13 protein-coding genes are annotated in these 18,529 nt (G+C 70.4%); 8 read left to right on the forward strand and 5 right to left on the reverse strand.

Features of this window, described 5'->3' with window-relative positions:
* Positions 1-50: 50 nt before the first annotated feature.
* From HD597_RS29940 to HD597_RS29950, 3 genes are all read right to left on the reverse strand, one after another.
* Positions 51-2,267 (reverse strand): histidine kinase, encoded by a 2,217-nt coding sequence (locus HD597_RS29940; RefSeq protein WP_253746270.1) that lies wholly within the window; start codon positions 2,265-2,267, stop codon positions 51-53.
* 23 nt (positions 2,268-2,290) lie between these two features.
* Positions 2,291-2,896 (reverse strand): response regulator transcription factor, encoded by a 606-nt coding sequence (locus HD597_RS29945; protein WP_253746271.1) that lies wholly within the window; start codon positions 2,894-2,896, stop codon positions 2,291-2,293.
* A gap of 106 nt (positions 2,897-3,002) precedes the next feature.
* Positions 3,003-3,833, reverse strand: a complete 831-nt coding sequence (locus tag HD597_RS29950; protein WP_253746272.1) for a TetR/AcrR family transcriptional regulator — start codon at positions 3,831-3,833, stop codon at positions 3,003-3,005.
* Positions 3,834-3,982: 149 nt separating this feature from the next.
* On the opposite strand from HD597_RS29950, the gene HD597_RS29955 reads away from it, so the two are divergent.
* Both HD597_RS29955 and HD597_RS29960 read left to right on the forward strand, forming a co-directional pair.
* Complete coding sequence (locus HD597_RS29955; protein ID WP_253746273.1) at positions 3,983-5,557, forward strand: ABC-F family ATP-binding cassette domain-containing protein; 1,575 nt, start codon at positions 3,983-3,985, stop codon at positions 5,555-5,557.
* 553 nt (positions 5,558-6,110) lie between these two features.
* On the forward strand, positions 6,111-6,482 hold the full coding sequence (locus HD597_RS29960; RefSeq protein ID WP_253746274.1) for a hypothetical protein: 372 nt from the start codon (positions 6,111-6,113) through the stop codon (positions 6,480-6,482).
* Between the two features lie 394 nt (positions 6,483-6,876).
* On the opposite strand, the gene HD597_RS29965 is transcribed toward HD597_RS29960, so the two are convergent.
* Positions 6,877-7,626, reverse strand: coding sequence for a VOC family protein (locus tag HD597_RS29965; protein WP_253746275.1), 750 nt, complete (start codon positions 7,624-7,626; stop codon positions 6,877-6,879).
* Positions 7,627-7,782: 156 nt separating this feature from the next.
* Positions 7,783-8,997, reverse strand: coding sequence for an ROK family transcriptional regulator (locus tag HD597_RS29970; RefSeq protein WP_253746276.1), 1,215 nt, complete (start codon positions 8,995-8,997; stop codon positions 7,783-7,785).
* A gap of 143 nt (positions 8,998-9,140) precedes the next feature.
* On the opposite strand from HD597_RS29970, the gene zwf reads away from it, so the two are divergent.
* The 6 genes from zwf (at position 9,141) to HD597_RS30000 (ending at position 18,481) form a co-directional block, all read left to right on the forward strand.
* Positions 9,141-10,631, forward strand: coding sequence for a glucose-6-phosphate dehydrogenase (gene zwf / locus HD597_RS29975; RefSeq protein WP_308210717.1), 1,491 nt, complete (start codon positions 9,141-9,143; stop codon positions 10,629-10,631).
* Positions 10,631-12,562, forward strand: a complete 1,932-nt coding sequence (gene edd / locus HD597_RS29980) for a phosphogluconate dehydratase (RefSeq protein WP_253746277.1) — start codon at positions 10,631-10,633, stop codon at positions 12,560-12,562. The genes zwf and edd overlap by 1 nt, the downstream gene beginning before the upstream one ends.
* 162 nt (positions 12,563-12,724) lie before the next feature.
* The gene (gene glk / locus HD597_RS29985; protein ID WP_253746278.1) at positions 12,725-13,690 is read left to right on the forward strand and encodes a glucokinase; all 966 of its coding nucleotides are present in this window, start codon (positions 12,725-12,727) and stop codon (positions 13,688-13,690) included.
* A gap of 84 nt (positions 13,691-13,774) precedes the next feature.
* Positions 13,775-14,386 carry a bifunctional 4-hydroxy-2-oxoglutarate aldolase/2-dehydro-3-deoxy-phosphogluconate aldolase gene (gene eda / locus HD597_RS29990; protein WP_253746279.1) on the forward strand — a complete coding sequence of 204 codons (612 nt, stop codon included), beginning with the start codon at positions 13,775-13,777 and terminating at the stop codon, positions 14,384-14,386.
* Positions 14,387-14,535: 149 nt separating this feature from the next.
* Positions 14,536-15,225: a hypothetical protein gene (locus HD597_RS29995; RefSeq protein WP_253746280.1), complete on the forward strand. Its 690-nt coding sequence runs from the start codon at positions 14,536-14,538 to the stop codon at positions 15,223-15,225.
* 4 nt (positions 15,226-15,229) lie between these two features.
* A complete protein-coding gene (locus HD597_RS30000) occupies positions 15,230-18,481 on the forward strand; it encodes a P-loop NTPase (RefSeq protein ID WP_253746281.1) in 3,252 nt (1,083 codons plus the stop codon).
* The last annotated feature ends 48 nt before the right edge of the window (positions 18,482-18,529 follow it).

An 18,529-nucleotide genomic window follows, 5' to 3' on the forward strand; every position in this document is an offset into this window, starting at 1 on the left:
TGGCGGACCCACTGTCCTGCAGCGGCGGCCTTGCGGCACAGTCGCCTGGCTCACCTCGTGGTCGTGAGATCCTCATGATCGACCGGGGTGCGGGCGAGCAGTTCGAAGCGGTCGCCGGTGCGGGTGGTGGTGAGGTCGCCGCCGATGGCGGCCAGGCGGGCGCGCAGGTTCCGCAGCCCCGAGCCGGGCTCCGGCTCCTGGACGCGCGCGGCCCCGTCGTTGGTCACCCGAAGCCGTACGTGGCCGTCCTGGACGGTGAGCTCGATCACGCACTCGGTGGGGGTGCCGTGCCTGAGCACGTTCGTGACCGCCTCGCGCAGCACCACCGCCAGCACGGGCCCGGCCGGCCCCTCCATGAGCTCGTCCGGCGCGTCCGTCGCGTCCGTCGCGTCCGGGTGGACGGCCGTAGGAGCAGGCGGGGTGGCCATGGTCTCGGCTGTCCAGGCCGCGGGGCTGGGCCGTTCGGTCACGGCTACGGGCAGCCCGATCACGAGCGCGCCGATCCCGCCCACGCCCACAGCCACGGTCGGGACCAGGCCTGTCACAGGCGCGGCTCTCCCGGGCACCTGCGTGGACGCGGCCGTCCCGGACCTGGGTGCGGCTGTACCGGTCACGGGCGTGACGGCGGTCAGCACGGCCACGCCCGCCGACTCCAGCGCGGCCTTGGCCGAGTCGATCTCGGCGGCCAGCGACAGGGCCCGGCCGGAAGCACCCAACCCCACGTTGTCCGAGAGCGCGGCCCGCGCCGCCTCCGCCAGGCGCTCCAGCTGCGCGTCCACCCGACCGGCCTCCGCATCCACCGCCCGCCCGCTCACCCGGCCTGAGCCCGGGTCGACCACCCGATCAGGATCCGTGCCGGCCGCCTGTTCCGCAGCCCGGCCGGAGTCCTGGCCGAGCAGCCGCAGCGCCAGCTCCGCGTGCAGGACGATCGTGGTGAGGCCACGGCCGAGCAGGTCGTGGACGTCCCTGCCCACCTTGAGCCGTTCACGCAGAGCCGCCACCTCGACGAGTTCGGCCCGGGTCCGGCCGAGCTCCCCGACGAGATCCACCAGCCGGGTGAGACCGTAGACCGCCACGGCGGTGCTCAGGACACTGAAGAACGGATAGACCCCGGCGATCGGGCCCAGGCTGAGCGCCTCCTCGACCGCGGCGACGCCGCCCATCGCCACGCTGAGCGGCCACGCCACCCGCCACGGCAGGTAGAGCAGGAGAACGCCCGCGAAGAACCCCGAGGCCAGCAGCCCCGAGCCCTCACCGAGCGCCAGCGGCGCGTAGATGGCGAGCGCGTGCGCGGCCAGCGTCCAGGCCAGCGTTCCGGGCCGGGGGCTGGACCGCAGCGCCGCCAGATGCCAGAGCTGCAGGGCGAAGGTGACGGGAAAGAGCACGAGGTAGGCGGCGTGCGTGAAGCCGGGACCGCGCTCGGCGTCGCCGGCGAAGTAGAACACCGCCTGCCCGATGAACAGCACGTGGGCGACGACGAGGATCGGCGTGGCCAGACGCAGGATGCGCTTGTCGTCCTCGCGCGGCGGCACGGGGATCGCCTCGTCGGCCGGCGGCAGTGCCCGCACCCTCTCCAGCGTCTCCCGCGCCAGGGCGACCGCCGCGCCCACCGCCGTCCGCGCCGCCGCCGCGTCACCCCGGCCGCCGGCCTCCCGTGCCTGCCGGGTCAGCTGCTCGACGGCGGCGACGTTCCGTACGACCAGGTCGTGGATCCGCCCCCACAGCCGCAGCCGCTCGACCGCCCCGGCCCTGGCGGCCAGCTCGGATCGTTCCCGCCTCACCTGGTGCAGCAGGACGGCGAGGCTGCTGACTCCGTACAGCATCAGGCCGACATTGATCGGGGCGATGATCGCGTAGTAGACCATGTACGGGAGGCGGTCGTGGGCGAGTGCGACGGCGCCCTCGACGGCGGCGATCAGCCCGAGGATCACCCACGCGGGCGGACCGCTCACCACGAGCAGGGCCGAGGCCGCGACGAACCCCGACCCTCCCACCTCCCAGCTCGCGGGATCGGCGAGCAGCGGCAGGTAGTTCACCACGGCCTGCACGGGGAAGAGCACGGCGGACAACCGCCGCCGGCCCGGCAGCGAGATCGGCACCTGGAGCGCGGCGACCACCGCGACGCAGACCACGGTCAGCAGGTCGAACTCCTGCACGACGAAGTAGAAGCTCACCCGCAGGAGCCCCGTCACGCCGATGAACACCAGGACCAGGCGGACCGGGTTCAGTGCTCCCAGGTGTGCCGAGCCGGCCGGGCCCAGAGCCACCTCGGGGCCACTTCGGAGCCGCCTCAGAGCCACCCGGCGTCCTGGGCGATCCGCACGGCGTGCAGCCGGTTGCGCGCGTGCAGCGTGGTGACGATCCGGGTGAGGTAGTTGCGGATGGTGCCCACGGACAGGAACAGCGCCTGCGCGATCTGCTCCACGTCCTCACCGCCGGCGAAGCGCCGGAGCACCTCCAGCTCGCGCGGCTTGAGCGGGCTCTCGACCGCCTCCAGCGCCGCCACGGCGAGCTGCGGATCGACCACCCGCTCCCCCGCCGCGACCCTCCTGATCGCGTCGGCGAGCCGACCGGGCGGGGCGTCCTTCACCATGAACCCGGCCGCCTGCGCGGCGAACGCCCTGCGCACGTTGCCCGGGCGGCCGTAACTCGTCACGATCAGCACCCGGCAGCCCGGCACCCGCCGGCGCAGCTCGGCCGCGGCGGTGAGCCCGTCGACCCCGGGCAGCTCGACGTCGAGCACCGCCACGTCGGGGCCGTGTTCCAGCGCCTTGGGGACGATCTCGTCACCGGTCGCCGCCTCCGCCACGACCTTGATGTCGGGTTCGAGGTCGAGCAGCGCGACCAGCGCGCCGCGGACCAGGTGCATGTCCTCGGCGAGCAGAACCCGGATCATTCCTTGCTCCTAGCCTCAAGGCCCTACTTTCGCCCCATTTCTACCATCTCGTGAGATCTTCATCGTGGATCATGAAAGATCCACGCGACGGGCGCAACGGGCCGCCTCAGGCGCGGGAGCGGGCCATCCCCTCCAGGAGGTAGCCGAGCCCTTCTTCGAAGGTCGCGTCCCAGTCGTGCTCCAGCCCGTGCTCGGCCAGCGCCGGATAACGGTCGGCCCGCTCACGCAGGAAGGCGCCGGTGTCGGTGTCGCCGCTCCGCTCCCAGGTCACCTGCATGATCACCGAGCCCATCACGTAGTTCGACAGGCTGTAGGCGGCCGTCTTCGGCGCGGCGAACCCGGCGACGGTCAGCGTCTCGTACAGGAACTCGGTGCGCCGCAGCGCGTTGGGACCCATCAGCGGGCGGTCGAGGAGCGTGGCCGACCACGGATGCCGCAGCAACGCCGCCCGCCATCGCCGCATCAGCCCCCGCACCGGCGCCCGCCAGTCACCACCGGCACCGCTGACTCCGCCAGCACCGGAGGCACCGGTGGCCCCGGTGACCCCGGTGACACGAGCGGCACCGCCCGCGCCTGCACCAGCACCACCAGCACCACCGACACCGTGGGCACCGCCGCCGACACCGTCAGCACCATGCACACCGCCAGTACCTGCACCGGCCGGATCGGTCAGGTCCATCAGGTCGATGAGATCGATGAGGTCGTCCAGTCTCACCTCGCCGAACACCTCGTCCATGGCCAGGTCCAGCACGTCGTCCTTGGTCTTGACGTGCCAGTAGAGCGTGGTCGAGCCGGTGTCGAGCCGCTCGGCGAGGCGGCGCATGGTCAGCCGCCCCACGCCCTCGTCGTCCAGCAACGCCACCGCCTCCGCCACGATCCGCTCCAGCGTGAGCGTCTGCCTCGGCGCCTTCTGACTGCGCGACCACACGTTGTCCACCCGGAAGATAATACGTTGTACGACGACCGGATCAATGGTCTAGTGGATGGAACACCGGTCCAGAAGCCAGACCATCGATCGAGACGCACCCGGCGCGTCGGGGATCGAAGCCGCTCGGCCGGAACGCCACGCGAGAAGGAGAGGTCACGGTGGGGCATGTCGACGTGAGCGGGGTGACGTACCTGCTGCCCGATGGGCGCCCCTTGCTCCTGGAGGTGTCGTTCAAGGTCGGCGACGGCGCCAAGGCCGCGCTGGTCGGGCCGAACGGGGCGGGCAAGAGCACGCTGCTGCGGCTGATCGCGGGCGAGGTGACCCCGGTCGAGGGACGGGTCGCCGCCACGGGCGGGATCGGCGTCATGCGGCAGTTCCTGGGCGAGGGCACCGTACGCGACCTGCTGCTGAGCGTGGCACCGCGGCAGATCGGGCAGGCGTGGACGGCGCTGGAGCGGGCCGAGGCGGCGATCGCCGCACGCGACGACGAGGAGCGGCAGCTCGGCTACGCCCAGGCCATCGCCGACTACGCCGACGCCGGCGGTTACGAGCTGGAGCTGGTGTGGGACGTGTGCGCCACCGAGGCGCTCGGGCTCCCGTACGAGGAGATCAAGGACCGGAGCCTGACCACGCTGTCCGGCGGGGAGCAGAAGCGGCTCATGCTGCAGGCGCTGCTGCGCGGGCCCGACGAGGTGCTGCTGCTCGACGAGCCCGACAACTACCTGGACGTACGGGGCAAGCAGTGGCTGGAGCGGGCGATCAGGAGCTCGGGCAAGACGGTGCTGCTCGTCTCGCACGACCGCCGGCTGCTGGCCGAGGCCGCCGACCGCATCATCACGGTCGAGGGGCGGGGTGTGTGGGTGCACGGCGGCGGGTTCGCCGGTTACGCCGAGGCCCGCAGGCGGCGCAAGGAGCGGCTGGAGGAGCTGCGGCAGCGCTGGGAGGAGGAGCGGGCCCGGCTGCGGCGGCTCGTGCACGTCCTGCGGCAGCGCTCGGCCGGCAACGACGCGCTGGCGGGGGCGTACCAGTCGGCGGTGACGCGGCTGGACCGCTTCGAGCGGGCGGGGCCGCCCCAGCGCGCGCCCAAGGAGCAGAACGTCCGCATGCGGCTGCGCGGCGGCCGCACCGGCAAGCGGGCCGTCGTCTGCGAGGAGCTGGAGCTGAGCGGGCTGCTGTGGCCGTTCTCGACCGAGATCTGGTACGGCGAGCGCGTCGGCGTGCTCGGCATGAACGGCACGGGCAAGTCCCACTTCCTGCGCCTGCTGGCGGGCGAGCCGATCGTGCACACCGGCGTCGCCCGCCTGGGCGCCCGCGTCTCCCCCGGCCACTTCGCCCAGACCCACCTGCGCCCGGACCTGCGCGGCCGCCCCGCGGCCGAGGTGGTCATGCACGAGCACGCGATGACCCGCAACGAGGCGATGGCGGCGCTGGCCCGCTACGAGCTGGCGCCGGCGGGCGGCCAGCCGTTCGAGACGCTGTCGGGCGGGCAGCAGGCGCGGCTGCAGATCCTGCTGCTGGAGCTGTCGGGCGCGACACTGCTGCTGCTCGACGAGCCGACGGACAACCTGGACCTGGCCAGCGCGGAAGCCCTGCAGACCGGGCTGGCCGGTTTCGAGGGCACGGTGCTGGCCGTGACCCACGACCGCTGGTTCGCCGACGACCTGGACCGCTACTTGATCTTCGGCGCGGACGGGCTGGTACGGCAGAGCGACGCACCGCGCTGGGACCTCTGACGCTGAGAGACCTGCGCCCATCGCCTGCCGCTGAGGTCCCCCTCGCGCCATGGGTCGCTCAGAATCCCGCGCGAACCCCGATGCCTTCCACGGCGCCCGGCGGTCGTACCGGCGAACCCGGCACCGAGGAGGCCCCCGACGCGCAGCGTGACCCACGCTCTGGAAGGCGCTCGCGAGGGCGGTGCTCTCCACCACGCTGTCCGCCGTGGAGGGCAACGCCCGCCTGGCCTCCCGCGGCCTGGCGGAGGAGATCGAGTGGTTGCGGGCCGAGCCGGGGCTGGGGCGACCTCGCGATCGGCGGCGCGGCTCTCACCGCCCAGGCGGCCGAGCCGGGGTTGATCTAGGAGTACCTGGTCAGGGTGTATCCGGTGGCGGCATTCCGTACTTTCCGCAGTGCAAGCGCCCGGGTGGAACCCGAACCCGTCGAGACCCGCTGCCACCCCTACCACGTGGCGCGCTGAAAGGGCCCGGCAGTCCTTGTCTTCCCGGTCGGGGCGTCCTGCACGGTGCAGGATGTGGTGATCAAAGACGTCGGAGGTGCCATCCTCTGTGCATGAGCTACGACCTTGCTGTGTGGGAGGGCGAACGCCCGTCAAGCGATCAGGAAGCCGGAGAGAGGCACAATGCCCTGTACCAGCAGTACATCGATGCGGACGTGGACTTTCCGCCCACTCCTACGATCGCGATGTTCGTCGAGCAGCTCCTGCGACGGTGGCCGGACCTGGACGAGGTGGATGAAGATGACGACGAGTACGAGGACATTCCTTGGTCCACCTCTCCGCTGATCGGCGAGGCGGCAGGGCCGTACATCTACTTTCCCATGGTGTACAGCCGGGCGGAGGAAGCCTCCGCGTACGGGGTCCAGGTCGCGACTCGGCTGGGCCTGAACTGCTTCGACCCCCAAGAGGATCGGCTACTGACCTGACTGAAGATCTCGCCTTGTCGCGGACGGCGATCATGGGAAGCGGGATCGGGCTGATGGAGCTCTTCCTGTACATCTACGGCCCGGACGACGACCTCCCCGCCACGATCCGCTGCTCCTTGCCCCCTTCCTCGCCGGCATGCTGCTCGGCCGGCTCTTCAGGCTGCCACGATGGTGGCTGGTGGCGGCGCTGGCTCCGTTTCCCAATGTCGCGATCAGGGTGCAGGTGGCGAGTGGCGCAGCAGGCGAGGCGGGCCTGCTCTCCGTGCTGCCGGCTCTCCGTGCTGCCGGCTCTCCGTGCTGCCGGCTCTCCGTGCTGCCGGCTCTCCGCCCCGCCACGGCCGGATGAGCCGGCCGCGATCGGTGAGGGCTGAGCACCCGCGCGCCGGGCGAGCGATCAGGCGGCGGGAAGGCGCGGGGGCAGAACGCAGAACTCGTGGCCGTCGGGATCGACCATGACGACCCAGCCGGCCTCCTCGCCCTGGCCGATGTCGACGGGCGTTGCCCCGAGGGAGATGAGCCGGTCGACTTCCGCCCGCTGATCACCGCCGGCGGGAGGAGCGAGGTCGAAGTGCAGCCGGTACTTGCCGGTCTTCGGCTCCAGGGGCGGGCCGCCCCAGGTGATCTTGGGGCCGCCGTGCGGTGAGCGGATGGCGGTCTCCTGGTCCTGGTCCCAGACCAGGGGCCAGCCGAGCACCGCGCTCCAGAAGTAGCCGGTCTCCTGCGAGCCGTCGCACGCGAGCGCTCCGATGAACCCGCAGTCGGCGAGGAACTTGTTGCCCGCCTCGATGACGCAGAACTCGTTGCCCTCGGGGTCGGCGAGCACGACGTGCTCCTCTTCCGGGCCCTGCCCGATGTCGATGTGGCGGCCGCCGAGCCTGAGCGCCCTGGCCACCGTCTCCTCCTGCTGCTCCAGGGACGTGCTGGTCAGGTCGAAGTGCATCTGGTTCTGGCCGACCTTCTTCTCCTGCGAGGGGAGGAACCGGAGCCGGAACCCGGTGTCATCGCCCGGCAGGAGCGTGACGCCGCCCTGCGGGTCGTCGGCCGTCTCCCAGCCCAGGACGCCGGCCCAGAAGCGCGCGAGAGTGAGGGGGTCGTGCGCGTCGAAGCAGAGCGCGTCGAGGTGACAGGTCACTTCGCTTCGCACCTCCGATCTGTAAGAGCGATCGATGCCAAGGGTGCGCCGCCTCTCGCCGTGGAAAGGCCACTCGCCAGGCAGAGGGCGACATCGGCCATGCTGGCATGCGCCCTGGTGATCCTCCACAGGTTTTCGCCTCAGCCCGCGTCCGTGGCGGGCCCGGCCTCAGCCCGCTTCGGTGGCGGGTACCCGATCGCGCCGCAGCGCCGTCAGCGTCATGGTCTCGTCCACGGCCTCGGGCGACAGCACATGATCCAGCACCATCACCGCACACCCGCTGATCCCGGCCCCCGCCCCCAGCCGGCTCGGCTCGATGCGCAGCCGCCGGGTCGCCAGGGCGGTGGAGCGGCGGTAGACGACCTCGCGGATGCTCGACACCAGCGGCCCGAACGCCTCCGCCATGTCACCGCCGAGCACCACCACCGACGGGTTGAGGATGTTCACCGCTCCGGCCAGCACCTCGCCGATCCGCCGGCCGGCCTCGCGGACCGTGGCCATGGTCTCGGCGTCGCCGGCCCGTACGAGGGCGGTCACGTCGGCGATCGTCCTGACGTCCTTGCCGCTCGCCCGCAGCTCGCGCAGCAGCGCGGTGCCGCTGGCCAGGGAGTCGACGCAGTCGTAGTTGCCGCAGCGGCACAACACGCCGCCCCCGTCCAGCACGGGGATGTGCCCGATCTCGCCCGCCGCGCCCAGCGCGCCGCGCAGGATGCCGCCGCCGGCGATCACGCCGGCGCCGATGCGGGTGGAGATCTTCACGAACATCAGGTCGTCGAGGTCCGGGTACGCGCCGCGGTGCTCGCCGATGGCCAGCACGTTCACGTCGTTGTCGACGAGGACGGGAACGGAGAAGCGCTCGCGGATGATCGGCGGGATGACGACGCCGGTCCAGGAGGCCATGACGCGGGCACTCTCGGTACGGCCCTGCGCGAACTCGACCGTGGCGGGCACGCCCATCCCGACACCCTGGATCATCGAGCGCGGCCGGTCGCCGAGCAGCTCGTCCCAGGTGTCCATGAGCAGCGGCAGCACGGTGCCGGGCCCCTGCTCCACGTCCATCGCGAACTCGCGCCCGACGAGCTCGGCCCCGGCGAGGTCGCAGACCGAGACCCGGGTCCGCGAGGCGCCGAGCGCCGCCACCAGCACCACGCCGCCCGCCGCGTTGAACTCCAGCCGGACCGGCGGCCGCCCGCCGGTGGAGGGAGCGTCGGTGCGCTCCACGACCAGGCCGCGTTCGAGCAGCTCGCCGACGCGCAGCTGCACCGCGGGGCGCGACAGGCCGGTCACCCGGCCGAGGTCGGCCCGCGTCACGGCCTCACCGGTGCGGATGAGGCGCAGCACCTCGCCACTCGTGGCAAGGGCGGCAGCGGTACGTCGAGGCATCGGCTAAGTGAACCACATGCGGTTGTGTCATGAAAAGTCGTGACTTTTTTATCTCAAATGCCAAAACTCCGCTTGTGTGAGACCCAAACTCTCGTTAGTGTCCGTTCTGTCCCTGCTTGGTAGATCACTCGGAGTCCCGCACCGTGTCCACCGCCGAAACCGCCGCCAACTCCGCCGGCCCCGCCGCCCACACCGCCGACCTCGTCGTGTTCGGCGGCACCGGCGACCTGTCCATGCGCAAGCTGATCCCGGCGCTGTACCACAGCGACAGGGAGGGCCGGCTCTCCCCGGAGACCCGCGTCATCGCCATGTCCAGGGGCGGCCTGACCGACGCCGACTTCCGCGGCAAGGTGGACGCCGAGGTACGCAGCGGGCTCCCCGTGGAGGACGAGAGCCACTGGCAGCGGTTCCTGGGCCGCCTGCACCACGTGTCGGTGGACGTCGGCCGCGAGGACTCCTCCGGGTGGAGCGCGCTGGCCGAGCTGCTGGCCGGTTACGAGGCCCGCGACCGGGTGTACTACCTGGCCAGCCCGCCCAGGACGTTCGGGCCGTTCTGCCGCGAGCTGGAGCAGGCCGGTCTGGTGACGCCGCGCTCGCGCGTGGTGCTGGAGAAGCCGCTCGGCCACGACCTGACGAGCGCGCAGCGCATCAACGACGAGGTCGGCGCCATCTTCGACGAGCGCCAGATCTTCCGCATCGACCACTACCTGGGCAAGGAGACGGTGCAGAACCTGCTGGTCCTGCGCTTCGCCAACGCCTTCCTGGAGCCGATCTGGAACTCGCTGTGGATCGACCACGTCCAGATCACGGCCGCCGAGACGGTCGGCACGCCGGGCAGGCGCGGCTACTACGACCACGCGGGCGCGCTGCGCGACATGGTGCAGAACCACCTGCTGCAGCTCCTGACGCTGACCGCGATGGAGCCGCCGGCCCGCAACGACCGCGAGGCCATCCGCGACGAGAAGGTCAAGGTGCTGCAGGCGCTGCGCCCGATCACGGGTGGCGAGGTGGAACGCTTCACCGTGCGCGGCCAGTACACCGAGGCCGGCGACATGGTGGGCTACCTCGACGAGCCCGCCTCCACCCCGCCGAACGAGGCCTCGCGGCGGGTGGAGACGTTCACCGCGATCCGCGCGGAGGTCAAGAACTGGCGGTGGGCGGGGGTTCCGTTCTACCTGCGCACCGGCAAGCGCATGCCGTACCGGCGCTCGGAGATCGTGGTGCAGTTCAAGGACGTGCCGCACTCCATCTTCCCCGGCGGCGCCCCGAACCGCCTCGTCCTGCGGCTCCAGCCGGAGGAGGGCATCGAGCTGCACATCATGGCCAAGGAGCCGGGCGCGGGCGAGACGACGCTCAAGCCGGTGCCTCTGTCGCTGAGCTTCGGCAAGACGTTCACGGCACGCGTGCCCGAGGCGTACGAGCGGCTGCTGATGGACGTGCTGGCCGGTAACCCGACGCTGTTCATGCGCCGCGACGAGGTCGAGGCGGCCTGGCGGTGGATCGACCCGATCCTCGACGCCTGGCAGGCCGGCCCCTCGCTGCCCGAGCCCTACCCCGCAGGATCCACCGGCCCCGCCGGAGCCCACGAGCTGCTCGGCCGCAGCGGTCGTGCCTGGCACGAGGAGGAAATGTGATGAACCACGTCATCCAGGAGATCACCGACCGCATCGCCGAGCGCAGTGCCGCCAGCCGTACCGCTTACCTTGAGCGGATCCGCCGTGAGGGCGAGGCCGCCAGGGCGAAGGGCCCGGCGCGGGCGCACCTCGGCTGCGCGAACCTCGCGCACGGCTTCGCGGGCGCCCCGGCCGAGGACAAGCCGGCGCTGCGCGGCTCGGCCAAGCCGGGCGTGGCCATCGTGACCAGCTACAACGACATGCTGTCGGCGCACCAGCCGTACGAGACGTACCCGCCGGAGCTGAAGCAGGCCGTGCGCAAGGCGGGCGGCGTGGCGCAGGTGGCGGGCGGCGTGCCGGCCATGTGCGACGGCATCACGCAGGGCCGGGCGGGCATGGAGCTGTCGCTCTACAGCCGCGACGTGATCGCCATGTCCACCGCGATCGCGCTGTCGCACGACATGTTCGACTCCACGCTGCTGCTGGGCGTGTGCGACAAGATCGTGCCGGGGCTGTTCATCGGGGCGCTGCACTTCGGGCACCTGCCCGCGATCTTCGTGCCGGCCGGCCCGATGGCCTCGGGCCTGCCGAACAAGGTCAAGGCCCGCACCCGGCAGCTCTTCGCCGAGGGCAAGGTCGGCAGGGAGGAGCTGCTCGACGCCGAGGCCAAGTCGTACCACTCCCCCGGCACCTGCACCTTCTACGGCACCGCGAACTCCAACCAGGCGCTGATGGAGGTCATGGGCCTGCACCTGCCGGGCTCGACGTTCGTCAACCCGCACACCGAGCTGCGGCACGCGCTCACGCGGGCCGCCGGGCGCAGGGCGGTGGAGATCACCGCGCACGGCGCCGAGTACACGCCGATCGGCGAGCTGGTGGACGAGAAGTCCATCGTGAACGCCTGCGTCGCCCTGCTGGCGACCGGCGGCTCCACGAACCACACGCTGCACCTGGTCGCCATGGCCGCCGCCGCGGGCATCGTGCTGACCTGGGACGACCTGGCCTGCCTGTCCGAGGTCGTGCCGTCGCTGACCAAGATCTACCCCAACGGCCAGGCGGACGTGAACCACTTCCGCGACGCCGGCGGCATGCAGGTCCTCATCGGCGACCTGCTGGACGAGGGGCTGCTGCACGGGGACGTCATGACCGTGGCGGGCCCCGGCCTCGACCGTTACCGCGAGGCGCCCGAGCTGGTGGACGGCGAGCTGGTCTGGGCGCCGGTCACCGGCGGCAGCAAGGACCTGGACGTGCTGCGCCCGGCCGCCGACCCGTTCTCGGCCGATGGCGGCATCCACATGGTGGAGGGCAACCTGGGCCGCGCCGTCAGCAAGGTCTCGGCGGTCAAGCCGGAGCACCTGGTCATCGAGGCGCCGGCCAAGGTCTTCCACGACCAGCTCGACCTGCTGAAGGCGTTCGAGGCGGGCGAGCTGGACGGGCAGGACTTCGTGGCGGTCATCCGCTACCAGGGCCCGAGCGCGAACGGCATGCCCGAGCTGCACAAGCTCACCTCGCCGCTGGCCGTGCTGCTCGACAGGGGGCAGCGGGTGGCGATCGTCACCGACGGCCGCATGTCGGGCGCGTCGGGCAAGGTGCCTGCGGCCATCCACCTGTCGCCCGAGGCGGCCGACGGCGGGCCGATCGCGCTGGTGCGCGACGGCGACGTGATCAGGCTGGACTCGGCGGCGGGCACGCTGGAGCTGCTGGTGCCGGCCGAGGAGCTGGCCCGCCGTACGCCGGAGGGCCGGCCGCTGAGCGACGCGCAGTGGGTCGGCACGGGACGCGAGCTGTTCGCCGCCTTCCGCCGGATGGCGGGGCACGCCGAGCAGGGCGCCGGGATCTTCGGGGTGAGCGGCGCCGAGTCGCCGCACCACGGCCCCGGCCTGGGCTTCCCCGCCGAGGCGGGCTCCTCCCACCTCGAGACGGGGGCGCCGGTCGGCGCGCTGGTCCGGTGACACAGTATCCACCTGTACGGTGCTTCATGTCCGTTTGGCGCGCGCTGAACGCTCCTGAGCCCGTACGTCCGCACCACCCCGCATGGGGAGACGTGAACGATCGTGGGATCCTTCGGTGTACGGCGAGCGATCTTGACGCCGCCCCGAATGCCGGAGGTATCCGTGAGTGCCTTTGACCTTCCGTGGCTCGTCGCCGACATCGGGGGAACCAACGCCCGGTTCGGCCTGGTCACCTCGCCGGGGGCGCGCCCGTCGAACGTCGCGGTCCTGCCCGGCGCCGACTACCCCACCCTCCCCGACGCCGTAGCCGCCTATCTCGCGGAGCACGCGGGCGGAGTGCGGCCGGGGGCGGCCTGTCTGGCGCTGGCCGGCCCGATCGACGGAGACCACTACCGGCTCACGAACTCTCACTGGGCCGGCTCCATCCGGGACCTCGGCGTGCCGTACGCGCGGCTGCTCAACGACTTCGAGGCGCTGGCCGTGTCGCTGCCCCACCTGGCGGGCGACGAGCTGGTGTCCCTGGGCGGGCCCGCGCCCGAGCACGGCGTCAAGGCGGTGCTGGGCCCGGGGACCGGGCTCGGCGTGGGCGGGCTGGTGCCCACCGAGCGCGGCTGGACGGCGATCCCCGGCGAGGGCGGGCACGCCACGGTGCCGGTGTTCGAGCCGCGCGAGATCGAGATCGTCCGCGCGATGCAGTCGCAGGGCCTGCCGCACGTGGTGGCCGAGCACCTGCTGTCGGGCCCGGGGCTGGTGCGCCTGCACCGCGCGCTGGCCCTGGTGAACGGCGTCACCGCGCCCGGCCTGACCGCCTCCGACATCGTGGCCAGGGTGGACGACTCGCTGTGCGCCGAGACGGTCGAGGTGTTCTGCGGCATGCTCGGCACCTTCGCCGGCAACGTGGCCCTGACGCTCGGCGCCCGGGGCGGGGTCTACCTGGCCGGCGGGGTGCTGCCCCGGATCGTGGAGCGCGTGCGTGCCAGCGCCTTCCGTACGCGCTTCGAGGACAACCCCGACATGGCCGCCTACCTGTCGGAGATCGGCACCGTGCTGATCGTCGCGGCCCAGCCCGGGATGACCGGCGCGGCGGCCTGGCTGAGCCAGCACGCCCGCACGGAGCTGGTGGGCTGACTGAAGCCCGCCTGCTGGGCAGGTGACCCCGTTGTACGAGACAAGCCGAAGGCCGAGAGAGGCCGACGAGGAGAGAGTAACCCCATGAGCCTGCTCGATCTCGCTCCAGTGATCCCCGTCGTGGTGATCGAGGACGCCGGGACCGCCGTCCCGATGGCCCGCGCCCTGGTGGCCGGCGGCCTGCCGGTCATCGAGGTGACCCTGCGCACGCCCGCCGCCCGCGAGGCCATCGCCAGGATCGCCGAGGAGGTGCCCGAGGCCACGGTCGGCGCGGGGACGATCCGGAGCACCGAGGACATCGCGGCGTCCGTGTCGGCGGGGGCGAAGTTCCTCGTCTCGCCGGGCACCACCCTGTCGCTGGTGGAGGCACTGGACTCCAGCGGCGTGCCGTACCTGCCGGGCGCGGCCACCGTGTCGGAGGTCATGGCCCTGGTGGAGCGGGGGATCAAGGAGCTGAAGTTCTTCCCGGCCGAGGCCGCGGGCGGCATCCCGTACCTCAAGTCGCTGTCCGGGCCGCTGCCCGACGTGCGCTTCTGCCCGACCGGCGGCATCAAGCCGGAGACCGCCCGCGACTATCTCGCGCTGCCGAACGTGGGCTGCGTCGGCGGGAGCTGGCTGACCCCTGCCGACGCGCTGGCCGCCGGTGACTGGGCGCGCGTGGAGAAGCTGGCCGCGGAGGCGGCGGCGCTCAGGTAGCTCGCGAACTCAGACGGGACACGAGCCGAGGCAGCAAGACTGCCTCGGCTCGTGTCGTTTCTATCTGGACCATGGGCGCAAATCTGAACTTAGATCCTGGAACGTGCTATTTTAAGTCACCCTCTCTCCTGTCGTTGGAATGGTGACCGATGACGTCCGGCTTCGAAGGTCGCAGTGAATTGCTGGACAAGGTCGTCGATGCGGTCGGCGGTGCCTATTACGAGGGGCGCGTGCGCTCGGGCACCAGCGCCAGAACGAGGGCACAGACGGCGGGGTCCACCATCACACTCTTCGCCGGCGGCCTCGTTGCCGCACTGACCTTCACCGCGCTCGCGGGCCATCCCCTCGCCACCCGCGCAGCCGGCGTCTTCTCCGTGCTGCTGTGGTTGTGCGCCGCCATGTTGTACGTGTGGGCCATTTCCTTGCCCGTGCATCAGCTCGTCAAGATTCGCGAGGCAACTGATGCCGACGATTTCGTGGCCAAAGTCCTCCACAAAGCAGACATCGAAACTGATGAAGTAGATAAACGTCAGAAATGGGCAACAAGAACCGCCATAGCGGCCCTCTCGTTGAGCGCCCTGACGTTCGCGCTGGCCGTCCTGGTAGGTCCGGCCGAGAAGAGCGTGCCCGGCATGATCATCCTCGATCAGAAAGGGCTCGCGAGCCTGACCGGCGCCTGCCGGTTCCCGCCGCCGAATCCGATCGAGGGAAGCGTCAAGGAGGCCACGCTCACCACCTCGTTCGTGGAGATCGCCGTCAAGCGGGACACCTGCGCCCCCGGCGTGACCGTCCTGCGTATTCCCCGGGCGAGCATCAAGACCATCGGATCGCGTGAGTAGTGAGATGAACGAACACCTCAACCTCCTCTGCCTGGGCCCGCAGGTGAGCGACATCGGGCCGATCCTCGACAGCGTCCGCACACTGCACAAGCGGGGACACCGCCTCGACGTGATCGCGGCGTTCGGCAAGAACGCACTCGACGAGGTCCTGCTGGAGTGCTACAGCCACGACACCCAGCCCCTCGTGCTGCCGTTACCCGGAATGGGTGACCTGCGGGCGAACGCGGCCGGACAACTGGTCAAGCGGGCCCTGGTCAAGGACTGGCACGACACCGAGGCGGGTCTGTGGAGCGGCGAGTACACCGAGATCGTCGAGGCCATGCACAGCCGCGTCTTCAGGGATTTCGTGGCCTGGGCAGGGGATTACACGGCCGAGGCGTGGCGGCCGGGGCTGCTGCCCGGCGAGGGCAGCAGCCGGATCGCCATGGGAGACCTGCAGGTGGGCCTGGTCGCGGTCAACACGGTGTTTCGCATGGTCGCCGAACCACTGGACCACACGCTCGCGGTCTGCGCGGCCGAGCAGCTCTCACACGCCGTCGGCGGCGACTACTCCGCCTGGAAGGCCGACAATGACCTGACAGTGATCGCGGCAGCGGAGCCTGCTGCGCTGCCGCCAGGACTCCCGCTGGACGGCTCGACGCTGCTGTTGACCGGGCCACGAGGGAACGCCGTCTGGACCGCCGTGGACAGGCCGTACCGGCTGCTTCGGGTGGAGCTCGCGCAAGAGGGACGGCCCGTAGTGATGGACGAGGCCGGAGGCAGGAAGATCACCTTGATCCGGCGCCCGGCAAGGCAGGAGCCCGCCCCCGAATCGGAGGCTGCGGAGCCCTACGACGAGGCGGCGCACCTGAACGAGTTCTACGATCAGGTGGGATCCGGCCGCATGGTGCTCGTCCTCGTTTCCGGTGCAGTGAAGGAGGTTCTCGACCCCGACGAACTGCGCCAGCAGATCACCATCAGAACGTACGGCAACGTGCCGTCCTCTCCCCCTCCAATGCGCAGCATCTGGCCCAACGCCGTCACCACCCTGACCGAACCGCAGCTTCAGAGTCTTCTGCAACAGCTGCAGGTGTCCAAGACGGCTCAACTGCCGGCAGCGCGCAACCTGCTGCGCAGCCCGTGGTGGCGCATCTACGACTTCACCGGCTCGAATGCTCTCAAGGCCGTCGCTGACAGCGACGATCAGATCAACGCCAGAGTCTTCAACGCCTGCCATGAACGGCCTGTGGAAGATCCCGCCATCGACGTTCAGATCATCGCCATGAATGGCATCGCCGGCGACGATCTCGCTTCCGTCGACTTCGGTCCGGTCGCTGGCCGCACCACCCCCAGGGACCAGTGGTTCCGCCAGTTCCAGACCGACGCACTGCTCTACCCCATGGTATGGATGGCGGCCTCCGCGAGCAGTCAGACCCTGTGGGACTGGATGGAGTTGATCGCGACCCAGGATCACGACAACTCACCCGCCCGATTCGTCATCACTGCGGAGGGCACACCGGCCGACCGTGCCCGGCTGCGCCGCAACAACCTGATGCACATCAGGCGGGATCCCGCCGACTTCGCCCTCTCCCGGCTGCACTCGGGCATCCAGCAGCTTCGCATCGGCCTGGACCGGCGGATGGCACTGATCGATGAGACTCGCCTCGGCAAGGGCGTCTCGCTGCTGTCCTCCATGATCAAGAGCAGGCCGGCCGGCAGCAAAGACTTCCTGAAGGGACACGATCCGACATGGGGGGACATCGTCGACGGCAAGGCGGCGAAGCTGTCAGTGGTCGACACCATCAGGCAGGCCGCCGTGGCTCGGGCTGACAAAGGCCGGCCAATCGTGCTGGTGAAGGGCCGGGCAGGGTCGGGAAAAACGACCGCGCTCATGCACTTCGCCTACTACCTGCACCGCAAGGGCAAGACGGTCGGCTGGATCGACCGCGAGACCACGCGCTCACGCAAGGCCGTCGTCGACCAGGTCCTCGATCTGAGGCCGGACGCCATGTTCGTCGACGACGTGGCGATCTTCAGCAGCCACGCTGCCACGCTGCTGCGGCAATTGAACGCCGGCGGCCAGACCCTGGTGGTGGCGAGTGTGCGCAGAACGCGCGAGGACGTGCTCGACGCGACGTTCCGCCCGAGTGAGGTGGCGGCCGACGACCCGCTGAACGACGATGACCTCGAGAAGCTGGTGAAGATTCTCAAGGACAACGGGCTGCTCGGCATCCTGAAGGAGCACCGCCTCATGCGGCAGCGCGTGGAGAAGCTGCGCCAGCTCAGCGGCCGTAGTCTGCTCGCCGCCATGATCGAGGTGGTGACCCGCCTGCGGTTCGAGGACAAGGTCCGCAGCGAGTACGAGCAGCTCTCGGACGACCGCAAGCTCATCTACGCAGCGGTGAGCTTCCTCCAGTCCGAATCAATCAACAAGCAGCACGGCGTCGACGAAGGCGACCTCATCCAAATCGTGTCACGCGGGGCGCCTGATCTTGAGACGGTGCGCGCGATCGACGTCCTGGTGCGGCAGCGGTTGCTGAACCGCACGCCCGAGGGCTCGTTGCGGTGCAGGCAGAAAACCTTCGCCGATACGGTCGTCGACTCGATCCTCAAGGAGCAGCCGGCTTTTCTGAAGGAGATCGTCCGTTCGCTGCTGATCTTCTACGCCGAACGCGGCGGTCACATCGCACGGCATGACGACCCGTACCGCATGGTCATGGTCCGCCTGCTGAACCACGACATGATGAAGAAGAGCAAGATCCCGTACGGCGACGTACGCTCCATCTACGACTCCGTTCACGACCTGCTGCACGAAGACTTCCACTACTGGCTGCAACGCGGTCAGTTCGAGCTGGAGTGCGGGGAGTTGTCCATAGCGGCAAACCATCTGCACTCGGCGACGGGATGTGAAGGCGGCGCAACCGACCATCTCGTCCTGACAACCAGTAGCTCCATCCGTCTCCGCCACGCGACGATGTATCCGAAGGACGGCACATCGCTCGCCGAGGCTAAGAAGGCCCTCGATGACCTGGAGGGGATCGCCAGGCGCAAGGGGTCGGACTCGCCACACACCTTCGCCGTAATGGTCCGTGACGGGTTCAACTGGATGAAGGCCTGCCAGTCGATGGTGTCGAGAGAAGAGCTCCTGGACCTCGGGAGCCAGATCCTGGACGTCTGTGAGCTGGGCAAGAACGTCTGTGACAACAACCACCAGTTCCTGGAAGTCGCGGACCGTTACGAGCCGCAGATCCGGCGGCTCATCAGCGTGCCGATGTAGTTCGCCGCCCGGTGCGGACGCCCTTCGAGGAGTGGGGTCCGGCGGAGT

The sequence above is a fragment of the Nonomuraea thailandensis genome (genome assembly GCF_024172165.1).
Classification (GTDB): Bacteria; Actinomycetota; Actinomycetes; order Streptosporangiales; family Streptosporangiaceae; genus Nonomuraea; species Nonomuraea thailandensis.

Bases quoted from the DNA above. Each gene is read 5' to 3' on its own strand.
- HD597_RS29960 (WP_253746274.1), top strand. From the start codon at position 6,111: ATGAGCTACGACCTTGCTGTGTGGGAGGGCGAACGCCCGTCAAGCGAT.
- HD597_RS29970 (WP_253746276.1), bottom strand. From the start codon at position 8,997: ATGCCTCGACGTACCGCTGCCGCCCTTGCCACGAGTGGCGAGGTGCTG.
- eda (WP_253746279.1), top strand. From the start codon at position 13,775: ATGAGCCTGCTCGATCTCGCTCCAGTGATCCCCGTCGTGGTGATCGAG.
- edd (WP_253746277.1), top strand. From the start codon at position 10,631: ATGAACCACGTCATCCAGGAGATCACCGACCGCATCGCCGAGCGCAGT.
- HD597_RS30000 (WP_253746281.1), top strand. From the start codon at position 15,230: ATGAACGAACACCTCAACCTCCTCTGCCTGGGCCCGCAGGTGAGCGAC.
- HD597_RS29945 (WP_253746271.1), bottom strand. From the start codon at position 2,896: ATGATCCGGGTTCTGCTCGCCGAGGACATGCACCTGGTCCGCGGCGCG.
- HD597_RS29995 (WP_253746280.1), top strand. From the start codon at position 14,536: ATGACGTCCGGCTTCGAAGGTCGCAGTGAATTGCTGGACAAGGTCGTC.